This window comes from Burkholderia sp. KCJ3K979 (genome assembly GCF_016759955.1).
Lineage (GTDB): Bacteria > Pseudomonadota > Gammaproteobacteria > Burkholderiales > Burkholderiaceae > Burkholderia > Burkholderia orbicola.
Genome location: NZ_JACFYV010000133.1, coordinates 1 through 18584 on the forward strand (window position 1 = coordinate 1; position 18584 = coordinate 18584).

Sequence of the window (18584 nt, forward strand, 5' to 3'; positions counted from 1 at the left end):
GCCGCGTTACGGCCGAGCGCCACCGCCGACGGCACGAGATCGGCATCGGCCAGCGACGCGGGCAGCGGTTTCAGCCAGCCGTTGCCGATGAATTCCGGCGCCCACGTGTCGTCCATCATCACGAGGTCGTACGCGCCGGTGCCTTCGCGCATCGACAGCTTCAGCTTCTGGTACAGGTTCGCGTTCGGCAGCTTGAGCAGCTCGATCTCGGTGCCCGGATGCAGCTTGTTGAAGCCGGCGACGGCGTCGGCCAGCCCCTTGCCGTAGATGTCGTCGCGGCCGGCGATGACGAGGTCCGCCGCGAAAGCGTGCGTGGCGGCAACGGATAGCGCAACGGCGGCGGACAGCGCGCGCAGGCGGCTCAGCAAGGTCATGTGGTCTCTCTCGATCGGCGGTGGAGCGGAACATTCGTGCGTTGCACACGTGTGCAACGCCGGCGACACGTCGGGTCGCATGAAGCGTCGCCATTGTTCACGCAGATCGTGAAGGTATTGTGGCAAGCCGCAAGCCGGGCAACTCGACGCACGGATTCCGTCAATCCGGGTCCATTCAGTCAAGCATACGGGCGGTTTTTTTCAAGCATCGCTTTCCAGCAATCGACCGGCGCCGAGCCATGGGCGCGAGGGCCGCGCGGCGGCACGCGACCGACGTGCCGCCCCTGCCCGCGGTCCGAGTCAAAAGTTCACACGAATCCCCGCCATCACCGCCAGTTGCCGGCTCGAATTGCTGTTCGCGAGCACCGGAATCTGCGCATAGTTCGCCGCGTTGCCGTCCGCATCGGTGCCGAGCCCCGTGCCGCTCGCGACCTGGCCGATCGCGACCGCATACAGCGCGGTGCGCTTCGACAGACTGTAGTTCGCGCCGACGTTCACCTGGTGGAAGCGCGTCGTGCCGCGTCCGTCCGTATGCGCGGCGTTGAAGATGTACGCAACGCCGCCTTGCAGCGCCGGTGTGAACATGTACGTGACGTTCAGCTCGCCGATGTCGAACGTGAACGCCTGCGTGCGCGGCTGCGCGGCGGTCGAGAAATAGCGGCTGTCGCCGAGCCGCGTGTGCGTGTAGGTCAGCGCGACCGTCGCCGCGCCGAGCGTGACCGACCCGCCCGCGCCGAACGCGCGCATCGAGCCGGCATCCTGCAGCAGGCAGTACATCGCGCCCGGGTTGCTGCACGCGAAATCGCCGATATAGCCGCTCGCGCCGCCGAGCGCCGCGTCGAGCGGCTGGTGCAGGTCGAGGTAGCCGACCGAGAACGCCACCGGCGCGCGCGTGTACGTCGCGGCCACCGCATAGCCGCGCTTCGCGGAAAAATCGCCGGCCTGCCCGCCGAAGCTGAACGTGCCGCCGAACGTGAGCCCGTTGAAATCGGCGCTGGTGAACTTCACCGCGTTGTTGAAGTTGAACGCGGCATTCAGGTTGTCGACGTCGCCGAGATGCGAGCCGTACGGCGTCGACCAGTTGTTGCTCGATACGTATGCGCCGAGCATGTCGGTGTACGAGTCGTACTGGCGGCCGAGGCCGAGCGTGCCGATCCCCTCCTGGCGCAGCCCGACCCATGCCTGCCGGCTGAATGCGGTGCCGCCTTGCAGCGCCTGCCCGTTCGCGGACAGGAACTGCTGCTCGAGCGTGAACACCGCATCGAGGCCGCCGCCGAGCGGCTCGGCACCCTGGAAGCCGAAGCGGGACGGCACGAGATTGCCGCCGCCCATCTGCCACGCATGGCCGCCGCCCGTGCTGCCGTCTGCGCGCGTGAACTGCTGGTTCGTCGAATAGATGATGCCGGTATCCACGGTACCGTACAGCGTCACGCTCCCCGAAGTCTGCGCATGTGCGTGCAGGCAGCCCAGCATGGCCGCGGCCGCGGTCAGTCGTCGTCCGTTCTTCATGTCCCGCCCCTCTGTGATCATCGATTCGCAGTGCAAACCGAATGTGTTGTCGATATGGGTGACAGGACTTTATCCAGCGAAAATTCCGGACCTCTATCGCAAATCGGCAAACGGTGAGGGGTGTGGCCCGCGACGGTGCCCGGCGGCGCCGTCGCGGTGCGGATGCGTCATTCGGGACGCGTCGTCTGGGAAGGCAGTTCGCCGAACAGGTCGCGATACTCGCGCGCGAAATAGCCGAGATGCGTGAAGCCCCAGCTCGCGGCGGCTTCGCCGACGCCGAGTTGCTGCGCCGACGTCGTGCGCAGCAGGCGCCGCACCGCGTTCAGCCGGATCGTGCGCAGGTAGCCGACCGGCGTGACGTCGGCCACGCGTTGAAAGCTCGTTTGCAGCGTGCGGCGGCTGCAGCGCAGCGCGCGGCACAGTTCGAGCACGGTGACGGGTTCTTCGGGACGGTCGCGCAGATGCTTCTCGCAGCGGCTCACGATATCGCTGTAGGTCGCGTGCGTGATGTCGCGGCGCTCGACGCCGATTCCCTGTTCGAGCGCATCGAGGAACATGCCGAGCATCGCGTCGCGAAACATCTTGCGGGTCGCCGCGTATTCGAGGCAGCCCGGGTTGCGCTGGGCATCGTCGATCAGGGCCGACAGCCGCACGCCGAGCGCGACGCCCTGCGCGTCGGACAGCCGCGTCACGTGCCGCAGCCTGCGCGCGCCGGCCGCGCCGAATTCGGCCTCGCACAGCTCGTCGACCATGTCGGACGACGCGCTGATCCCGACGAGCCCCATCCCTTCCGGCGTGTGGAATTCGAAATCCTCGCCGGCGCGCAGCGCGAGCAGCGCATAGCCGTCGACCGGCTGGCCCTGGAACGTGCCCGCGAGGGGCACGGACAACGGTACCGCCAGCGACGTGCGCCCGGCCGGCGCGAGCCCGGTTTGCGCGACACGCCGGTTGGTCGTCTCGCGGAAGAAGTGGAAATCGTCGTACAGCACCTGCGTGACGGTGCCCTTGAAGCGGCCCGGCGTCATCTGGCGGTACACCTGATGCCAGCCCGCGATCGCGAGCCCGTGATCGTGCACGTCTTCGTGTGAGCGTGACTGGAACAGCATCGGCATCTCCGGTAAAACCCTGATTCCTGGATGCGCCCGCCGGGTTCGCGCGGCACGCATCGCCACAGCTTACCCTCGCAAAATCCCGCGTAGTGCGGTTTCGAACGCAAGACAGGCCGCCGACAGCGCCGCGGCCTGCTCGTCGATCAGCCGGACATAGCGGCGAAACGACGGCATCCGGTTGACGACCTCGCTGCCGCCGAACGGCACGATCGCGAGCGTCCAGCGGCCGTCGCGCGCGTCGCCGTCGTGCGCGTCGATCACGCAGTCGGTCAGGTGCAGCGGCCGCAGCGCGTCGGCCAGCGCCGGGTCGGCAAGCAGCGCGGCCAGCGTGTCGATGAAGGCGGGATCGCATCCGGGCGCGAGCGCCGCAGCGGTGCCGGTACGGCGCAGCCAGCCGGTCTGCCGCACGCGCGCACTGCCCTGTACGGCCGGACCGTTCGCGGCCACCGTCACCTTCACGCTGACCGTATGCATCAGGAACTGACGCTCGACGCGCTCGTCGACGCGCACGCGCACGCCGTTCGGCAACCGCGCCGTGGCACCGCCAGCACCGTCGGCATCGCGCACGGCCCGCAGGTCGGCGAGCACGCGCGCGGCGATCGCGCCGGGCCGATGGCCGGGCGGCGGCGCATCGGGCGCCACGCGCCAGCGGGCGAGCGCGGCCTTCACGATGCGACGTGCTCGTTGCGCAGCACGTCCTCGACCGGCACCGGCCTGAACGGATGCCGGCGCTGCACGACCAGCGTCCAGAACAGCGCGTACAGCGCGGTGAGCCCGAGCATCGCGCCGAACGGCACGTAGATGTCGCGCGGGTTCATGCCGGGCGGCGTGATGTACCAGATCGCGAGCACGATGCCGACGCTCGACACGATCTGCGGCAGCGGAAACAGCGGCGAACGGTACGGCCGCGGCAGGTCCGGGCGGCGGATGCGCAGCATCACGACCGACGCGGTGACGAGCAGGTATGCGGTACCCCACGCGCAGGTCGCGGCGAGCACGAGGTGCAGGATGCTGTCGAGATTGCCGTTGATCAGCCACGCATGGAAGATCGGCACGATCGCCGACGCGACGATGCCGACCACCGGCGTCTTGAAACGCGGATGCAGGTACGCGAAGCAGCGCGGCAGCGCGCCGTCGATCGCCATCCCGTACAGGATGCGCGGCAGCCCGGCCATCAGCGTGTTGATCGTCGCGGCGCCCGCGCACAGGAACGCGATGCCGAACCAGATCCGCCCGAACGGCCCGAGCACCTGCAGCGCGAACGCGGGAATCGCGCCTGGCGTGTCGAGCAGGTGCGTGAGACCGTCGGGGCTCACCGGCACGTTCGCGACCTGGCGGCGGATCGCCGCGCCGTACAAGAACATGCAGATCGCGACGCCGACGAGGCCGAGCGCCATCGCGCGCGGGATCGTGCGGCCCGGCGCCTTCATTTCCGGCGCGAGCGGCGTGACGAACTCGCAGCCGACGAACATGAACATCGCCATCCCGACCAGCGACAGCACGGCCGGGATCGACGTGCCGACTTCCGAGCCGCCGAACCAGCCGTCGAGATGCACGGCCGGCGCGGCCGCGAGCCCGAGGATGCCGAAGATCATCAGCGACAGCCACATGCCGGCCGTCAGCACGATCTCGAGCTTGCTGAACACCTTGATGCCGATGATGTTGGTGATCGCGAACGTGACCACGAGGCCGACGCCGACCAGCCACGAGCTGTTGTGCTTCTCGAACGCGGCGTTCAGCGACTCGAAGTTCACGAGCGCCATGATGCCGCTCAGGATCGTCTCCGCGGTGCCGGCGAACACGTGCACGAGGAAATAGGCGGAAATCGTGCCGGTGATCGCCCAGAAGCGGCCAAGCCCGCACGACAGGTAATCGTAAACCGAGCCGGCCGTCGGCAGCATCGCGGCGGCTTCGGAAAACGTGGTGGCCTGCGCCTGCATCATCACGAACGCGATGATCATCGCGACCGCGAACGCCCAGCCGCCCATCCCGAAGCCCGACGTCGCGGTGAGGATCACCGGGCTCGCCATGATGAGGCCGACGGCGCTCGCCAGCGCGGTCGGAAAACCGACCGCACCGGCCTTCAATTCGGTGCCGCCGCCCGCTTCAGCCGGCGAGCCGGCGGGCGTATCGCCCGCGGCGCCGGTCATTCCCGACCATCCCGACATCGTTGTCTCCTTCGTAGGTTGGCCCGAACCGGCGCTTCGTCGGCGGCCGGGGCCAGATGCTATGCGGTCGGCCCCGGGCGGTGCTTCAGCGCTTCGATGCCCGGGTCCCCTGTCGATCACGGCGTGATCCGATGTCGAAAAAATACGCAGGCAAAATAATCCGGTCATAGCGCAAATCGGCAAATCCGCGACGGCGTTTACCCGCCGTCGCGGCTTCGCCGTCATGCGAACGGGACGGCCTCGAAGCCGGCCGCGAGCGCGTCGACGATCCGGTCGAGCTGTTCGCGCTGGATCACGAGCGGCGGCGACAGGATGATCTTCGTGCCGACCGGGCGCACCAGCACGCCGTTCTCGCGGGCGACTTCCGCGACCGCGTTCGCATAACCCGACAGCGGATCGATCGGCTCGCGCGTGTCCTTGTTCGCGACGAGGTCGAGCGCGAGCATCAGTCCCTTGCCGCGCACCTCGCCGACCGCCGCGAAGCGTTCCGCGAACGGCTGCAGCGCTTCGAGCAGATACGCGCCCTGCTTCGCCGCATTCGCCGGCAGATCCTCCTTCACGACGATGTCGAGGCTCGCGATCGCGGCCGCGCATGCCACCGGGTGGCCTGCGTACGTGTAGCCGTGCATGATCGCCCCGCCGAAATCGGCATTCGCGGCGAACGCGTCCTCGATCCGCGCATTCACGACCGTCGCGCCGAGCGGCACGTAGCCTGACGAAATCCCCTTCGCGAGACACATGATGTCCGGGCGCACGCCCCAGCCGCGGCTGCCGAACAGACTGCCGCTGCGGCCGAAGCCCGTCACGACTTCGTCGGCGATCAGCAGCACGCCGTAGCGGTCGCACACCTCGCGCACCAGCGGCCAGTAATTGGCCGGCGGCACGATCACGCCGCCCGCGCCCTGGATCGGCTCCGCGATGAACGCGGCGACCGTGTCCGGGCTCTGGAACTGAATCTCTCGCTCGAGCATTTCCGCGCAGATCCGGCCGAGTTCCTCCGGGTCCTGCGTGAACGGATTGCGGTACAGCCACGGCGTCTCGACGTGGAAGCAGCCTGGCAGGTTCGGCTCGTAGTTGCGGCGGAACACCGTATTGCCGTTCACCGACGCGCCGCCGAAGTGCGTGCCGTGATACCCCTGCTTCAGCGAGATGAACTTCGTGCGATCGGCCTGGCCGCGCACCTTCCAGTACTGGCGTGCGATCTTCAGCGCGGTCTCGATCGAGTCCGACCCGCCCGAGCTGTACAGCACGCGGCGCATCCCTTCCGGCTCCAGCATGTCGATCACCTTCTTCGACAGCTCCTCGGCGCGCGGATGCGAAATGCCGTCGAACAGCTGGAAGTATTCGAGTTCGTCGAGCTGACGCACGATCGCGTCCTTCACTTCCTGGCGGTTGTGGCCGACGTTCACGTTCCACAGGCCCGCGACGCCGTCGACGAGCTTGCGCCCCTGTTCGTCGAACACGTAGCAGCCGTCGCCGCGCACGATGCGGATCGGCTTGCGCTGTTTCATTTCGTTCGGGTGCAGCATCGGGTGCCAGAACTTCGCTTCGTTGTAGCTCATTGCAATCTCCACTGTCGGATCGGTTGAATCGGGTTCGTTCGGGTTCGGGAATCGCGCGTCAATGCGCGATGCAGACGGATTTGGTTTCGGTGAAGCCTTCGATCGCGTACTGGCCGAATTCGCGGCCGATGCCCGATTGCTTGTAGCCGCCGAACGGCATCGACGGATCGAGCGGGATATGGCAGTTCACCCATACCGTGCCGGCCTCGATCTGCGGCACGAGGTTCATCACGCGTTTCAGGTCGTTGCTCCAGATGCTCGCGGCGAGGCCGTACGGCGACGCGTTCGCGAGGCGCACCGCGTCGGCCGCGTCGTCGAACGGCACGACGACGATCACCGGGCCGAATACCTCGTCGCGCACGATCGCGCTGTCCGGGTGCGGATCGGCGATCACGGCCGGCTTCACGTAATAGCCGGGCAGATCGTCGGCCGGCGTGCCGCCCGCGAGGAACGTGAGGCCCGCGCGGCGCGCGCCTTCGATGTGCTGGACCACCTTGTCGCGATGCTGCGCGGACACTAGCGGATTGATCTGCGCGGTGGTGTCGAGGCCCGCGCCGAGCTTCATCGACCGCGCGACGCCCGCGAGGCCGTCCGCGAGTTGCGCGAACTTGCTGCGATGCACATAGATGCGCGACGCGGCCGCGCACACCTGCCCCTGGTTGAAGAGCGCGCCGGCGGCGACGCCGTCGAGCGCCTGCGCGACGTCGACGTCGTCGAGCATCACGATCGGGTTCTTGCCGCCGAGCTCCAGCGAGAAGCGCGTCATGTTCTGCACGGCCGCCGCGCCGACCAGCTTGCCAGTCGCGGTCGAGCCGGTGAACGAGATCTTCGCGATCGACGGGTGGCTCGCGAGCGCCGCGCCGCAGACGCGCCCGCCCGTGACGACGTTGAACACGCCGGGCGGCACGCCGGCTTCGCGTGCCAGCTCGGCGAGGCGCAACGCGGTGAGCGGCGTTTCCGGCGACGGCTTCAGCACGATCGTGCAGCCGGCCGCGAGCGCGGGAATCAGCTTCCACACCGCGATCATCAGCGGGAAATTCCACGGCACGATCGCGGCGACCACGCCGACGGGCTCCTTGCGCGTATAGGCCGTATAACGTGCGCCGGGCGGGAACGGGATCGACACGTCGAGCGTCTGGCCGGTGATCTTGGTCGCCCAGCCGGCCATGTAGCGCACGTATTCGACGCTCGCGCCGACTTCGACCGCGCGCGACACGTGAATCGACTTGCCCTGGTTCAGCGTTTCGAGCTGCGCGAGCGTTTCGGCGTCGGCTTCGATCAGGTCGGCGAGTTTCAGCAGGATGCGTTCGCGGTCGGCCGGCCGCAGCCCGCTCCAGACGCGCGTGTCGAACGCGTGTTTCGCGCTGGCGACCGCGCGGTCGACGTCGTGCGCATCGGCATCGGCGACGGTCGCGAGCCGCTCGCCCGTGGCGGGGTCGTACACGTCGACGCGCGCTGCCGCGTGCGACGGCTGCATGGCGCCGTCGATGAAGAGGCCGAAGTCGCGCGCAACGAAGGTGCGCACGGTGTCGCTGACGGCGACGAAGTTCGTGTTGCTCATGGGCGTCTCGTTGATTGTCGTGGCTGGACCGCGTGCCGGTGAGGCACGCGGGCGTCGGACCACTGTATCGACGAGGAATCGCGCGCGGTGAGCGCAAATTGGCAGCGCGTGGGGGAATCAGATGGGGGTGAGCCGGACGCGCGCAAGCGTGGCGTCGCGACGGACGAACGCCGCGTTATCGTCCGACGAATGACGCGATGTGATTGCAGACAGGGAAAAACTTACAGGAACAGCGCGCCGACCAGCTCCGTGCGGTTCGACACGCCGAGCTTGCGGTACATGCGCATCAGGTGCGTCTTGATCGTCGGTGGCCCGAGCGCGAGGTCGCGCGCGATCTCCTTGTTCGAGCGGCCGTCGCGCACGAGCCGCGCGATCTGCTCCTCGCGGTAGGTCAGCCGTTCCTCGCAACCGATCCGGTGGATGCCGCGCCGCGCGCGCAGCAGCGGGCTCAGCGCCGCTTCGGCGACCGGCTGCAGCCGCGCGAGCGCGTCGATCTCGCCGGGGGCGAACCGTCCTGCGGTGCCGTTGCCGTTCGCGTCGCCCATGCCGAAGCGCAGCAGCGAGAACGCGCCGACCGTGCGACCCGCGTCGCGCAGCCAGATCTCGACGACGTCGGCCACGTCGTGCCGCCGCAGAAAACGGGTCCAGTACGCGGATGCCGCGCGTCGCTCGTCAGGCAGTTGCGACGCGAGCGTGACGACCGCGCGGTCGCCCGCCGCGCAGCGTGACGGATGCAGCGGATCGAGCAACCGGTAGCGGGCGACATAGGTGCGGTGCATCGATTCCGGCATCCCGAACAGCTCGAAATCGGCCGGCTCGCCGCTCTGGTCGAGCCGATAGAACACGATCGCGGACGGGCTCGCGAACGCGTCGAACGCATCCACGCACGCGTGCAGCGCGCGCTGCCAGTCGGCGGGAGCGTGGTCGGCGGGAACGGACAAGGTCGGCATGGGAAATCGGCTGGCGGATGGACGCATCGAATCTCGAAGTCCGGGCCAGCCTACCGGCGCCGAAAAGCGCCGGTGAGCACGAATCGGCAAATCGTCCCGGGCCGGCCAGGGTGGCCGGTTCAGGCGGGACGATGCCGGCGCGCGGCGGTGCGCGCGCCTCGTTTCAGCGAGCGTTCGCGGCGAACGTGTCGCAGGCGCTCACCTCGCCCGACTCCATCCCGCGCCGCAGCCAGTACACGCGCTGCTCGCTGGTGCCGTGCGTGAAGCTTTCGGGCACGACGTAGCCCTGCCCTTGCTGCTGCAGCCGGTCGTCGCCGATCGCAGCAGCCGCCTTCAGCCCCTGCTCGAAATCGCCCGGCTCCATCAGCCGCTGGTTCGCGCGCTGCGCGTTGTTCGCCCACACGCCGGCAAAGCAGTCGGCCTGCAGCTCCATCCGCACCGACAGTGCGTTCGCGCGCGCCTGGCTCGAGCGCCGGCGCGCGGCGTCGACCTTGTCGGCAATGCCGAGCAGGTTCTGCACGTGATGGCCGACTTCGTGCGCGATCACGTAGGCCTGCGCGAAATCGCCGCCCGCGCCGAAACGCTTGCGCAGCTCGTCGTAGAAGCCGAGATCGATATATACGTTGCGGTCGCCCGGGCAGTAGAACGGCCCCATCGCGGTCTGGCCGGTGCCGCACGCGGTCGGCGTCGAGTTCGTGAACATCACGAGCTTCGGCGGTTGGTACTGCGCGTGCAGCTGGGTGTTGAACACGCCCGTCCACGTGCGTTCGATATTGCCGAGCACCTTGCGCGTGAACACCGCGCCGGGATCGTTCGCCGGCGCGCCCTGGTGCTGGGTCGGCGCGGGCTGCGCCTGCTGCTGGCGGCCCTGCAGCGCCGACGCGCCTTCGAGCACGACGCGCGGGTCGATCCCGAAGAAATACGAGGCGGCCAGCGCGACCACGATCGTGCCGATGCCGATCGTCGCGCGCCCACCGCCGAACCCGCCGCCACCGCGTCGATCCTCGACGTTGGCGCTTTCTCTTTCGTCGTCCAGCCTCATTGCCGGCCCCTCCCTGTTCTTTTGTCGATGGTCCGGTCGCGCCAGCGCGCAACCGGGCGATACGCCGTGGCGACACGAGCCGTCGGCGGATACGCTACCTGTGTGTCGGACGCCCGCTCGCGCCGATCCGGCCTGCCGCGCCTTTGCTGGCCGCACCTTTGCCGGCCGCGCCTTTGCCGGCCGCGCCTTTGCCGGCCGCGCCTTTGCCGGCCGCGCCATTCTTACGACGGAATCGGCTGGCCGACGCGCGGCGCGTCGTTGCAAACGCCCGCTCGCACTATTTTGCCGGGCTTTCGTGGCTTATCGCAAAAATGTGGAGGATAGAGCGATTCGGCGTCAGACATCGTCAGCCTTTGCAAAATGGGCCACGGCCGCCGCACCTGGCCGTCCGGCCGACCCGCGTTCATCCTTTCGGCGGATACCGGCGCGCGCCGGCGCCGCCTAAAGTGGCCGGAACGCCCCCTTTCCGGAGAACCACATGACGCACCCGCCACCCCGCACGATCGCGATCACCGGCGCAGGCACCGGCATCGGCGCCGCATGCGCACGCCGCTTCGCCCGTCGCGGCGACCGCGTCGTGCTGATCGGGCGCCGCCAGGCGCCGCTCGATGCACTGGCTGCCGAGACGGGCGGCCTCGCGCTGGCCGGCGACGCGGCGAGCCCCGCCGACTGGGCCGGCTTCGTGCAGCGCATCGCCGAACGCTTCGGCCGCGTCGACGCGCTCGTCGCGTGCGCAGGCGGCCACGGCATCGGCCGCGCGGACGAAACCGACGACGCGCAATGGCGCGACGCGATGCACGCGAACCTCGACACCGCGTTCGTCAGCGCGCGTGCGTGCCTGCCCGACCTGATCGCGCAGCGCGGCAATATCGTGCTGGTCGCGTCGATCGCGGCGCTCGCGGCCGGCCCCGGCGTATGCGGCTACACGGTCGGCAAGCACGCACTGCTCGGGCTGGCGCGATCGCTCGCGCGCGACTACGGTCCGCACGGCGTACGGGCGAACGCCGTCTGCCCGGGCTGGGTCCGCACGCCGATGGCCGATGCGGAAATGGCCCCGCTGATGGCCGCGCACGACGATTCGCTCGACGGCGCGTACGCCCGCGTGAGCGCCGACGTGCCGCTGCGGCGCGCGGCCGATCCCGACGAGGTCGCGGCCGTCTGCGCGTTCCTGGCGTCGCCGGACGCCTCCTTCGTGACCGGCGCGACGCTCGTCGCGGACGGCGGCGCGATGGTCGTCGACGTGCCGACGCTCGCGTTCGACCGGCTTTGACGCCAGCAGGCGCGCCGCGCGTAGGAGACATCGAGCGGGCAGCGTGTCGTGAGCGACTACCGGTACCCGTCCACGACACGCGCGGCGTCGCCCGATCGTTTCCTGCCCGGGAAATCCGCTACCATCGACCGATCCCGCCGCTGCCGCCGGCACCGCCTCACCGTTCGGAATTCGATGAACATCCGGTTTCTGGAAACCTTCGTCTGGCTCGCGAAGCTGGAAAACTTCCGGCTCACGGCCGAGAAACTGCACACGACGCAGGCCGCCGTGTCGAGCCGCATCGCCTCGCTAGAGGAAGCGTTCGACGTGCGCCTGTTCGACCGCAATACGCGCTCGGCCACGCTCACGCCCGCGGGCCGGCGCATGCTGGCCTACGCGGAGCGGATCGTGCGGCTCGACGGCGAAATGCGGCGCGACATCGACGCGGCGAGCGACGCGGGCCTGATCCGGATCGGCGTGATCGAATCGATCGTGCATAGCTGGTTTCCCGCGCTGATGGCGCAACTGCGCGAGCGCTATCCGCGCCTCGACGTCGAGATCACGAGCGACACGACGCTGCATCTGATTCGCCTGCTCAGCACCGACGGCGTCGACCTGATCCTGCAGACCGACCCGGTGCCGGGCCCGGACTTCACGAACCTGCCGCTGTGCGAATTCCCGGTGCGCTGGGCCGCGAGCCCGCGCCTCGGGCTCGGCGGCCAGCCGCTCGACGTCGCGCGCCTGGCCGGGTTTCCGATCATCAGTTTCTCGCGCCACTCGGGGCCGCACGCGACGATCGAGCGGCTGTTCGCGGCGGTCGAACGGCCGGCCAGCATCAACTGCATCACGTCGGTTGCCGCGATGATCCGCCTCGTCGCCGACGGGCTCGGCGTGGCCGCGCTGCCGCCTGCGATCATCGGGCGCGAGTTGCAAGAAGGCACGCTCGAACTGCTCGACGTCGAGCCGGAATTCCCCGCGCTGCCGCTCGTCGCGACGTACCGCAGCCAGGGGCTGCCGGTCGCCGCGCGTATCGCGGAACTCGCGAGCGAAGTGGCACGCGCGATGGCAGCCGCCGCGAACCTCGCGAGCCCGGCCGTCACCGATCGCGCCGAAGCAACGCCCGCGCGCAGGGCGACAGAGGCAAATAACAGCACATCGGCAAAGGCGAAGCGCACGACGAAAGCCGCCTCGCCTGCCGCGCCCGCCGCGAAGCGCCGTCCGCGCCGCTCATAAGAAAACCTGTTCACCGCGAATTTGTTTTCTTGTTGGACGGGTGCGGACCGTCTTCGGGACACTGGGGTTTCTGACCTACCCGTCTCGAGGAACCCCGCGATGACCCGCCTTTCCCTTCCGCACGGCCAGCTTTGCGTCTGGACGGATATCGACCCCGCGCACGAAGCCGATTTCAACGCGTGGTACGACCGCGAGCACATGCAGGAACGTGTCGCGATTCCCGGCTTCACGCATGCACGGCGCTTTCGCGCGACCGACGGCGGCCCGCGCCGATACCTCGCGCTGTACGTGACGGACACGCTCGACGTATTCCGCGGCGACGCGTACCGGCGTGCGTTCACGCAGCAGACCGCATGGTCGCTCGCGAACTTCGAGCGCATGACGGGCACGCAACGGCGCGTCGGCGAGCTGACGATCGAAGCCGGCGACGGCGAAGGCGCCCATCTCGCGCTGTTCGTGCTGCCGCCGGACCGCATCGACGTGCCGCACCTGCGCGCGCGCTTCGACGCCGCGCTGCAAGAACCGGGCATCCACGCCGCGCGGCTCTTCCGTACGTCGCCGGACCTGTCCGCGCCGATCGGCGCAGCGGCGGCGGCCAGTCCGGCCGCCGATGCGCTCGTGCTGGTCGAAGGCAGCGACGCAGCGGCCGCGCGCCGCGTAGCCGCTGAGCTCGCCGGGCACGACGACGTGCGCACCTTCGATCTGCTGTGGCGCGCCGCCGCACCGCTGCCGGCTGCGCATCGCGACGCCCAGGCGGCGGCCGAACCGGCCGCCGTCGTCGCCCCCGCCCTGCCTGCCTGAACGCTCGACGCCCACGCCGGCCCCGCGTTTCATCCCGTCATCCGTCACGACCTGCCCGATACCATGAGCACTCTCGCCCAGCCCGCCGCCCACGCGCCCCGCCGTGTCCGCAACAGCCGACTCGCGACCGCGAGCATGATCGGCACGTCGCTCGAGTGGTACGACTTCACGATCTACAACACGCTCGCCGCGCTCGTTTTCAACCATCTGTTCTTCCCGTCGGTCGATCCGCTGGCCGGCACGATCCTCGCGTTCTCGACCTATGCGGTCGGCTACGTGTCGCGCCCGCTCGGCGGCTTCGTGTTCGGCAACCTCGGCGACCGCATCGGCCGCCGCGCGGTGCTGATGCTCACGCTTGTGCTGATGGGCGTGACGACCGCGCTGATGGGCGCGCTGCCGACCTACGCGCAGGCCGGCATCCTGAGCCCGATCCTGCTCGTCGCGCTGCGCTTCGTGCAGGGCGTCGCGCTCGGCGGCGAATGGGCCGGCGCGGTCCTGCTGTCGGTCGAGCACGGCGACCAGAAACGGCGCGGGCTGTCCGCGTCGTGGACGCAGATCGGCCCGTCGTTCGGCACGCTGCTCGGCACCGGCTGCATCGCGCTCGTCACGCTGTCGACCACGTCCGACACGTTCCTGTCGTGGGGCTGGCGCGTGCCGTTCGCGGCCAGCGCGCTGCTCGTCGCGTTCGGCTTCTGGGTGCGGCGCGGCGTCGACGAAACGCCGCAGTTCGAGCAGCTCGCCGAATCGCACGCAACCGCCGAAGTGCCCGTCGCCGACGTGCTGAAGTACCACTGGAAGCGCCTGCTGATCGCGGGCGGCTCGCGGATCGGCTCGGACGTGCTGTATGCGCTGATCGTCGTGTTCACGCTGACCTACGTGACGACCGTGCTACACCTGTCGCGCCCCGTCGCGCTGACGGCCGTGATGATCGGCACGGCCTGCAACGCGCTCGCGGTGCCGTTCTTCGGCGCGCTGTCGGACCGCTTCGGCCGCCGGCCCGTGTATCTCGCCGGCGCAATCGCCGGCATCGTGTGGGCATTCGTGTTCTTCACGCTGCTCGATTCCGCGCGCCCCGTGGCAATCGTCGCGGCCGTCGCGATCGGCCTCGTGATCCATGCGGTGATGTACGGCCCGCAGGGCGCGTTCGTGACCGAACAATTCCCGACGCGCGTGCGTTATGCGGGTTCGTCGCTCGCATACACGCTCGCCGGCATCGTCGGCGGCGGCTTCGCGCCGCTCGTGATCGCCGCGCTGTTCCGGCAGACGGGCACGACGACGGCCGTGTCGTTGTACGTCACCGCCGCGCTCGTCGTCACGTCGATCGCACTCGTCGCCGCGCGCGAGACCGCGCACCGGCCGCTCGAGGATTGAGCGCCGCCGCCAGCCCTGTCATTCCTTCGCATTTCAAACGGATAACCGCATGCCAACCCTGTCGTTCAACGTGATTTCCCTGCAAGGTGCGCCGGCCGCCGTCGACGTCGACATCGAACGCGTCGTGATCGCCGGCTGGGCCGGCCGCGACCCGGCCGCGATCCAGGCACACATCGACGAACTCGCGGCGCTCGGCGTCGCGCCGCCGTCGACCACGCCGTGCTTCTATCGCGTGTCGTCCGCACTGCTCACGCAGGCGCCGTCGATCGGCGTGCTCGGCGCACGCTCGGGCGGCGAGATCGAATGCGTGCTGGTCGACAGCCCGGCCGGCACGCTGGTCACGATCGGCTCCGATCACACGGATCGCGAAGTCGAAGCGTACGGCGTCGCCGTGTCGAAGCAGGTGTGCGCGAAGCCGCTCGGCCGCGACGCGTGGCGTCATGCGGATGTCGCCGATCACTGGGATACGCTCGAGCTGCGTTCGTGGCTGATCGCGCGCGACGGCGAGCGGCGCGCATACCAGCACGGCGCGGTCAGCGGCCTGCTCGCGCCCGACGCGCTGTGGCACCGGTTCGACGATCGCCGCACGATGCCCGCGCGCTGCGCGATGTATGGCGGGACCGTCGCCGTGCATGGCGCGATTGCCGCGATGGGCGACGGCGATGCGTTCGAGATGGAACTGCACGATCCGGTGCTCGGACGCAGCCTCACGCATCGCTATGCGGTCGAGGTATTGCCGGTCGTGGCTTGACCGCGAACGGAAAACCGCAAGGGACGCGGGCACGACGGCCGTCAGTCGTCGCGCCTGCTCCTACCTGTACGACTCAAAGCAGTGGTAGTCCGGGAAGTTGAACTGCGAGTTGCCGCAGTACAGCACACCTGCCAGGTTGGTACACCCGCTCAATGTGAACATGATTGCTCCCGCAACCGACGCTTTCCAGCCGAAATGCAACATCTCGCCCCCGTTTTCACCTTGTCGGTGTCGACTGACATGATGCGCATCGGACGCACGCGGGTATGTGGAGAATTGTGACCCCGGGCTTCCTCGGTTCGCCGTGACGTGTTTCCGCGCCCGGACGAAACCCGTGCTACCCGCCGTTGCTCACCCGAGACACCCGAGCCCCGCCAGCGTCGCCTCCACCGCCGTATCGAGCGGCGTGACCGGCTCGCGGCCGAGCACCGCGGTCACGCGCGCGTTGTCCATCCGGATCGGTTCGCGCCACAGGTAACGCATCTCGAGCAATTCGCGCAACGTCGTGACGAACGGCGCAGCCACGTACACGAGCCACCACGGGAAATCGCGCAGCGCCGGTCGCATGCCGTGCCGCTGCGCGACGCGTTGCACGGCCAGCGCCATCTGCATGCCGTCTTCATCCCAATGCCCGCCCAGATGAAAACGCGCGAACGGCTCCAGCGTCTCGCGCCGCTCGATCAGCTCGACCATCACGCAGGCCACGTCCGGCACATACGACCATTGATGGCCGACGCCGCGGCTCGGCACGCTGATGGCGGTGACCGGCCGCCCCGCCTTGATCAGCCCCTGCGAGAACCAGCTGTTGCCGAGCTGCGGCCCGAAGAAATCGCCGGCGCGCACGACGATCGCCGGCACGCCGTGCGCGCTGGCGTCCTGCAGCCGCCGCTCCAGTTCGACGCGGATCGCGCCCTTGCGGGTCGCCGGATGCTGCGGCGCGTCTTCCCGCAGCACCGGAAACGCATCGGCGCCGAAGTTGTAGACCGTGCCCGGCAGCACGACGGTCGCCTGCGCGGCCCGGGCCGCCGCGATCGTGTTGTCGATCATCGGCAGCACCTGCGTGGCCCAGTTCCGGTATCCGGGCGGATTCACCGCATGCACGATCACGCTGCAGCCGCGGGCGGCGCGCACCACCGCATCACGATCCAGCGCGTCGCCGCGCACCCATGCGATGCCGTCACGCTCCACGACCTCGGCATCGAGCCCGCGCTTGAGCGCGCGCACCTGCCAGCCCGCATCGCGCAACTGCCGCGCGACTTCCCCGCCGATCCCGCCGCTCGCGCCCAGCACGAGGGCCTGCCGTTGCGTCCCGCCTGCGTTTGCCAACATTGCCGCTCTCCTTGAATGGAACCATCACGACACGGATTCTGGCGCGCCGATGACTATCAAGGAATTGCCGAACCTGGCAGATCAGCTATACATTTATGTATGACCATCGATCTGAACTGGGAGCGCTACCGCACCTTCCTCGCGGTCCTGACGGAAGGCTCGCTGTCCGGCGCGGCGCGCGCGCTCGGCATCACGCAGCCGACGGCCGGCCGCCATGTCGCGGCGCTCGAAGCCGCGTTCGGCCAGACGCTGTTCACGCGCTCGCCGTCGGGCCTGCTGCCGACCGAGGCCGCGCTCGCGCTGCGCGGCCACGCGGAGGCGCTGCGCAGCGCGGCGGCCGCGTTCGAGCGCGCGGCGGCCAGCCACGGCGCCGGCGTGCGCGGCATCGTGCGGATCTCGGCCAGCGACGTGATCGCCGTCGAGGTGCTGCCGCCGATGCTCGCGCAATTGCGGCGCGACCATCCGGGGCTCGTGATCGAACTGGTGCCGACCGACCGCATCCAGGACGTGCTGAAGCGCGAGGCCGACATCGCGGTACGGATGGCGCCGCCCGCGCAGGACGCGCTCGTCGCGCGGCGCGTCGGCGAAATCGAGGTCGGGCTGTATGCGCGCGACGATTACCTGGCGCACCACGGCGCGCCCGCGACGATCGATGCGCTCGCGCATCACACGCTGATCGGCTTCGATACCGTCACGCCGTTCATTCGTTCGGCGGGGCGCGGCATGCCGCTGTGGAAGCGCGACGCGTTCGCGCTGCGTACCGACAGCAATCTCGCGCAGCTCGCGATGATCCGTGCCGGCTACGGGATCGGCTTCTGCCAGTCGGCGCTCGCGAAACGCAACGCGCGGCTCGTGCGCGTGCTGCCGGACGCGCTCGGGATGCGGCTGGAAACCTGGGTCGTGATGCACGAAGACCTGCGGACCAGCCCGCGCTGCCGGGCCGTGTTCGATGCGCTGGCCAACGGGCTGCGGGCGTATGCGGACGGTGAGGCCGCCGAGTAGAAAGCGGTGGGCGTGAATCGCGCGGGTCGCGCTATTCGTAGATTTTCCCGGCGAACAGGATGTCCGCGATGCGCCGCCAAGGGTTATCGGGCACGTCGTAGAAGCGCAGCCCCTCTTCCGACGCCTCGGCCCAGTCGATCATCGCTTCCAGATACTCGCCGATCGACCGGCTTTCCCAGCCGAGCGCCGCATGGGCGTATGGCGACAGCGGCGCGTCGGCCTCGAGCTGCCGCTCCGTGTGCCAGTCATGGCCGAGCACGCGCAGGAAATGGATCAGCGAACGCTCGTCGACCACGCGCTCCAGCGCATGCTGCAGCTTCGCGGCCATCTGGTTCTTCAGTTCGTCGTTCATGCCCATGGCTCCCGACGTGCCGCTCGGTGTCGCGCGGCATGGTTTTACATCAGCAGTTGACGCGACAGCACCTCGCGCGCCTGAGTGACGGTCTCGCGTTCGCCCGGCAACGGCGGCGTCAGCGAAAACACCGCGTCCGGCAGCGGCGGCAGCCGGTATTTCGTGCCGAGCCGCATCAGGCCGTCGCCGATCGCCGATGCGCACAGGCAGCCGACGCCGAG

General features: G+C 69.1%; 17 protein-coding genes and 1 pseudogene. 6 read left to right on the top strand and 12 right to left on the bottom strand.

Features of this window, described 5'->3' with window-relative positions:
- The 9 genes from H3O04_RS23805 to ypfJ form a co-directional block, all read right to left on the bottom strand.
- Positions 1-374 (bottom strand): extracellular solute-binding protein (locus tag H3O04_RS23805; protein WP_202588568.1); only part of this gene is annotated, 374 nt, incomplete at its 3' end.
- Between the two features lie 300 nt (positions 375-674).
- The gene (locus tag H3O04_RS23810; RefSeq protein WP_027811345.1) at positions 675-1883 is read right to left on the bottom strand and encodes a porin; all 1209 of its coding nucleotides are present in this window, start codon (positions 1881-1883) and stop codon (positions 675-677) included.
- A 167-nt stretch (positions 1884-2050) separates the two neighbouring features.
- Entirely contained in the window at positions 2051-2989 is a 939-nt protein-coding gene (locus H3O04_RS23815; protein WP_012339722.1) for a helix-turn-helix domain-containing protein, read from the bottom strand.
- Positions 2990-3058: 69 nt separating this feature from the next.
- Positions 3059-3661, bottom strand: a complete 603-nt coding sequence (locus H3O04_RS23820; protein ID WP_202588569.1) for a DUF3156 family protein — start codon at positions 3659-3661, stop codon at positions 3059-3061.
- The gene (locus tag H3O04_RS23825; RefSeq protein ID WP_202588570.1) at positions 3658-5160 is read right to left on the bottom strand and encodes an APC family permease; all 1503 of its coding nucleotides are present in this window, start codon (positions 5158-5160) and stop codon (positions 3658-3660) included. The genes H3O04_RS23820 and H3O04_RS23825 overlap by 4 nt, the downstream gene beginning before the upstream one ends.
- 221 nt (positions 5161-5381) lie before the next feature.
- On the bottom strand, positions 5382-6722 hold the full coding sequence (locus H3O04_RS23830) for an aspartate aminotransferase family protein (RefSeq protein WP_053524879.1): 1341 nt from the start codon (positions 6720-6722) through the stop codon (positions 5382-5384).
- Positions 6723-6780: 58 nt separating this feature from the next.
- Positions 6781-8283 (bottom strand): aldehyde dehydrogenase family protein, encoded by a 1503-nt coding sequence (locus tag H3O04_RS23835; protein ID WP_202588571.1) that lies wholly within the window; start codon positions 8281-8283, stop codon positions 6781-6783.
- Positions 8284-8504: 221 nt separating this feature from the next.
- On the bottom strand, positions 8505-9233 hold the full coding sequence (locus H3O04_RS23840) for a helix-turn-helix transcriptional regulator (RefSeq protein WP_124477997.1): 729 nt from the start codon (positions 9231-9233) through the stop codon (positions 8505-8507).
- 163 nt (positions 9234-9396) lie between these two features.
- Positions 9397-10275 (bottom strand): KPN_02809 family neutral zinc metallopeptidase, encoded by an 879-nt coding sequence (ypfJ, locus tag H3O04_RS23845; protein WP_034175238.1) that lies wholly within the window; start codon positions 10273-10275, stop codon positions 9397-9399.
- A gap of 478 nt (positions 10276-10753) precedes the next feature.
- Here ypfJ and H3O04_RS23850 point away from each other — a divergent pair, with 478 nt between their 5' ends.
- The 5 genes from H3O04_RS23850 (at position 10754) to H3O04_RS23870 (ending at position 15680) form a co-directional block, all read left to right on the top strand.
- A complete protein-coding gene (locus H3O04_RS23850) occupies positions 10754-11545 on the top strand; it encodes an SDR family NAD(P)-dependent oxidoreductase (RefSeq protein WP_006480915.1) in 792 nt (263 codons plus the stop codon).
- 174 nt (positions 11546-11719) lie between these two features.
- On the top strand, positions 11720-12757 hold the full coding sequence (locus tag H3O04_RS23855) for a LysR family transcriptional regulator (RefSeq protein WP_185921391.1): 1038 nt from the start codon (positions 11720-11722) through the stop codon (positions 12755-12757).
- Positions 12758-12856: 99 nt separating this feature from the next.
- Positions 12857-13558 (top strand): DUF4286 family protein, encoded by a 702-nt coding sequence (locus tag H3O04_RS23860; RefSeq protein WP_202588572.1) that lies wholly within the window; start codon positions 12857-12859, stop codon positions 13556-13558.
- Between the two features lie 51 nt (positions 13559-13609).
- Positions 13610-14929, top strand: a complete 1320-nt coding sequence (locus tag H3O04_RS23865; protein WP_053526339.1) for an MFS transporter — start codon at positions 13610-13612, stop codon at positions 14927-14929.
- Positions 14930-14978: 49 nt separating this feature from the next.
- A complete protein-coding gene (locus H3O04_RS23870) occupies positions 14979-15680 on the top strand; it encodes a DUF2848 domain-containing protein (protein ID WP_124478001.1) in 702 nt (233 codons plus the stop codon).
- Between the two features lie 351 nt (positions 15681-16031).
- Here H3O04_RS23870 and H3O04_RS23875 read toward each other — a convergent pair whose 3' ends face one another.
- Positions 16032-17009 carry an NAD-dependent epimerase/dehydratase family protein gene (locus H3O04_RS23875; protein ID WP_202588573.1) on the bottom strand — a complete coding sequence of 326 codons (978 nt, stop codon included), beginning with the start codon at positions 17007-17009 and terminating at the stop codon, positions 16032-16034.
- Between the two features lie 99 nt (positions 17010-17108).
- Here H3O04_RS23875 and H3O04_RS23880 point away from each other — a divergent pair, with 99 nt between their 5' ends.
- Complete coding sequence (locus tag H3O04_RS23880; protein ID WP_034175236.1) at positions 17109-18011, top strand: LysR family transcriptional regulator; 903 nt, start codon at positions 17109-17111, stop codon at positions 18009-18011.
- A gap of 31 nt (positions 18012-18042) precedes the next feature.
- Here the strand turns inward: H3O04_RS23880 and H3O04_RS23885 are convergent, their stop codons facing one another.
- Positions 18043-18363 (bottom strand): DUF7660 family protein, encoded by a 321-nt coding sequence (locus H3O04_RS23885; protein WP_202588574.1) that lies wholly within the window; start codon positions 18361-18363, stop codon positions 18043-18045.
- Between the two features lie 44 nt (positions 18364-18407).
- Positions 18408-18584 (bottom strand): annotated as a pseudogene (locus H3O04_RS23890) (LysR family transcriptional regulator); the annotation flags it as partial.

Coding starts and splice junctions, on each gene's coding strand:
- H3O04_RS23810 (WP_027811345.1), bottom strand. CDS start 1,883: ATGAAGAACGGACGACGACTGACCGCGGCCGCGGCCATGCTGGGCTGC.
- H3O04_RS23815 (WP_012339722.1), bottom strand. CDS start 2,989: ATGCTGTTCCAGTCACGCTCACACGAAGACGTGCACGATCACGGGCTC.
- H3O04_RS23825 (WP_202588570.1), bottom strand. CDS start 5,160: ATGTCGGGATGGTCGGGAATGACCGGCGCCGCGGGCGATACGCCCGCC.
- H3O04_RS23830 (WP_053524879.1), bottom strand. CDS start 6,722: ATGAGCTACAACGAAGCGAAGTTCTGGCACCCGATGCTGCACCCGAAC.
- H3O04_RS23835 (WP_202588571.1), bottom strand. CDS start 8,283: ATGAGCAACACGAACTTCGTCGCCGTCAGCGACACCGTGCGCACCTTC.
- H3O04_RS23840 (WP_124477997.1), bottom strand. CDS start 9,233: ATGCCGACCTTGTCCGTTCCCGCCGACCACGCTCCCGCCGACTGGCAG.
- ypfJ (WP_034175238.1), bottom strand. CDS start 10,275: ATGAGGCTGGACGACGAAAGAGAAAGCGCCAACGTCGAGGATCGACGC.
- H3O04_RS23850 (WP_006480915.1), top strand. CDS start 10,754: ATGACGCACCCGCCACCCCGCACGATCGCGATCACCGGCGCAGGCACC.
- H3O04_RS23855 (WP_185921391.1), top strand. CDS start 11,720: ATGAACATCCGGTTTCTGGAAACCTTCGTCTGGCTCGCGAAGCTGGAA.
- H3O04_RS23860 (WP_202588572.1), top strand. CDS start 12,857: ATGACCCGCCTTTCCCTTCCGCACGGCCAGCTTTGCGTCTGGACGGAT.
- H3O04_RS23870 (WP_124478001.1), top strand. CDS start 14,979: ATGCCAACCCTGTCGTTCAACGTGATTTCCCTGCAAGGTGCGCCGGCC.
- H3O04_RS23875 (WP_202588573.1), bottom strand. CDS start 17,009: ATGTTGGCAAACGCAGGCGGGACGCAACGGCAGGCCCTCGTGCTGGGC.
- H3O04_RS23880 (WP_034175236.1), top strand. CDS start 17,109: ATGACCATCGATCTGAACTGGGAGCGCTACCGCACCTTCCTCGCGGTC.
- H3O04_RS23885 (WP_202588574.1), bottom strand. CDS start 18,363: ATGAACGACGAACTGAAGAACCAGATGGCCGCGAAGCTGCAGCATGCG.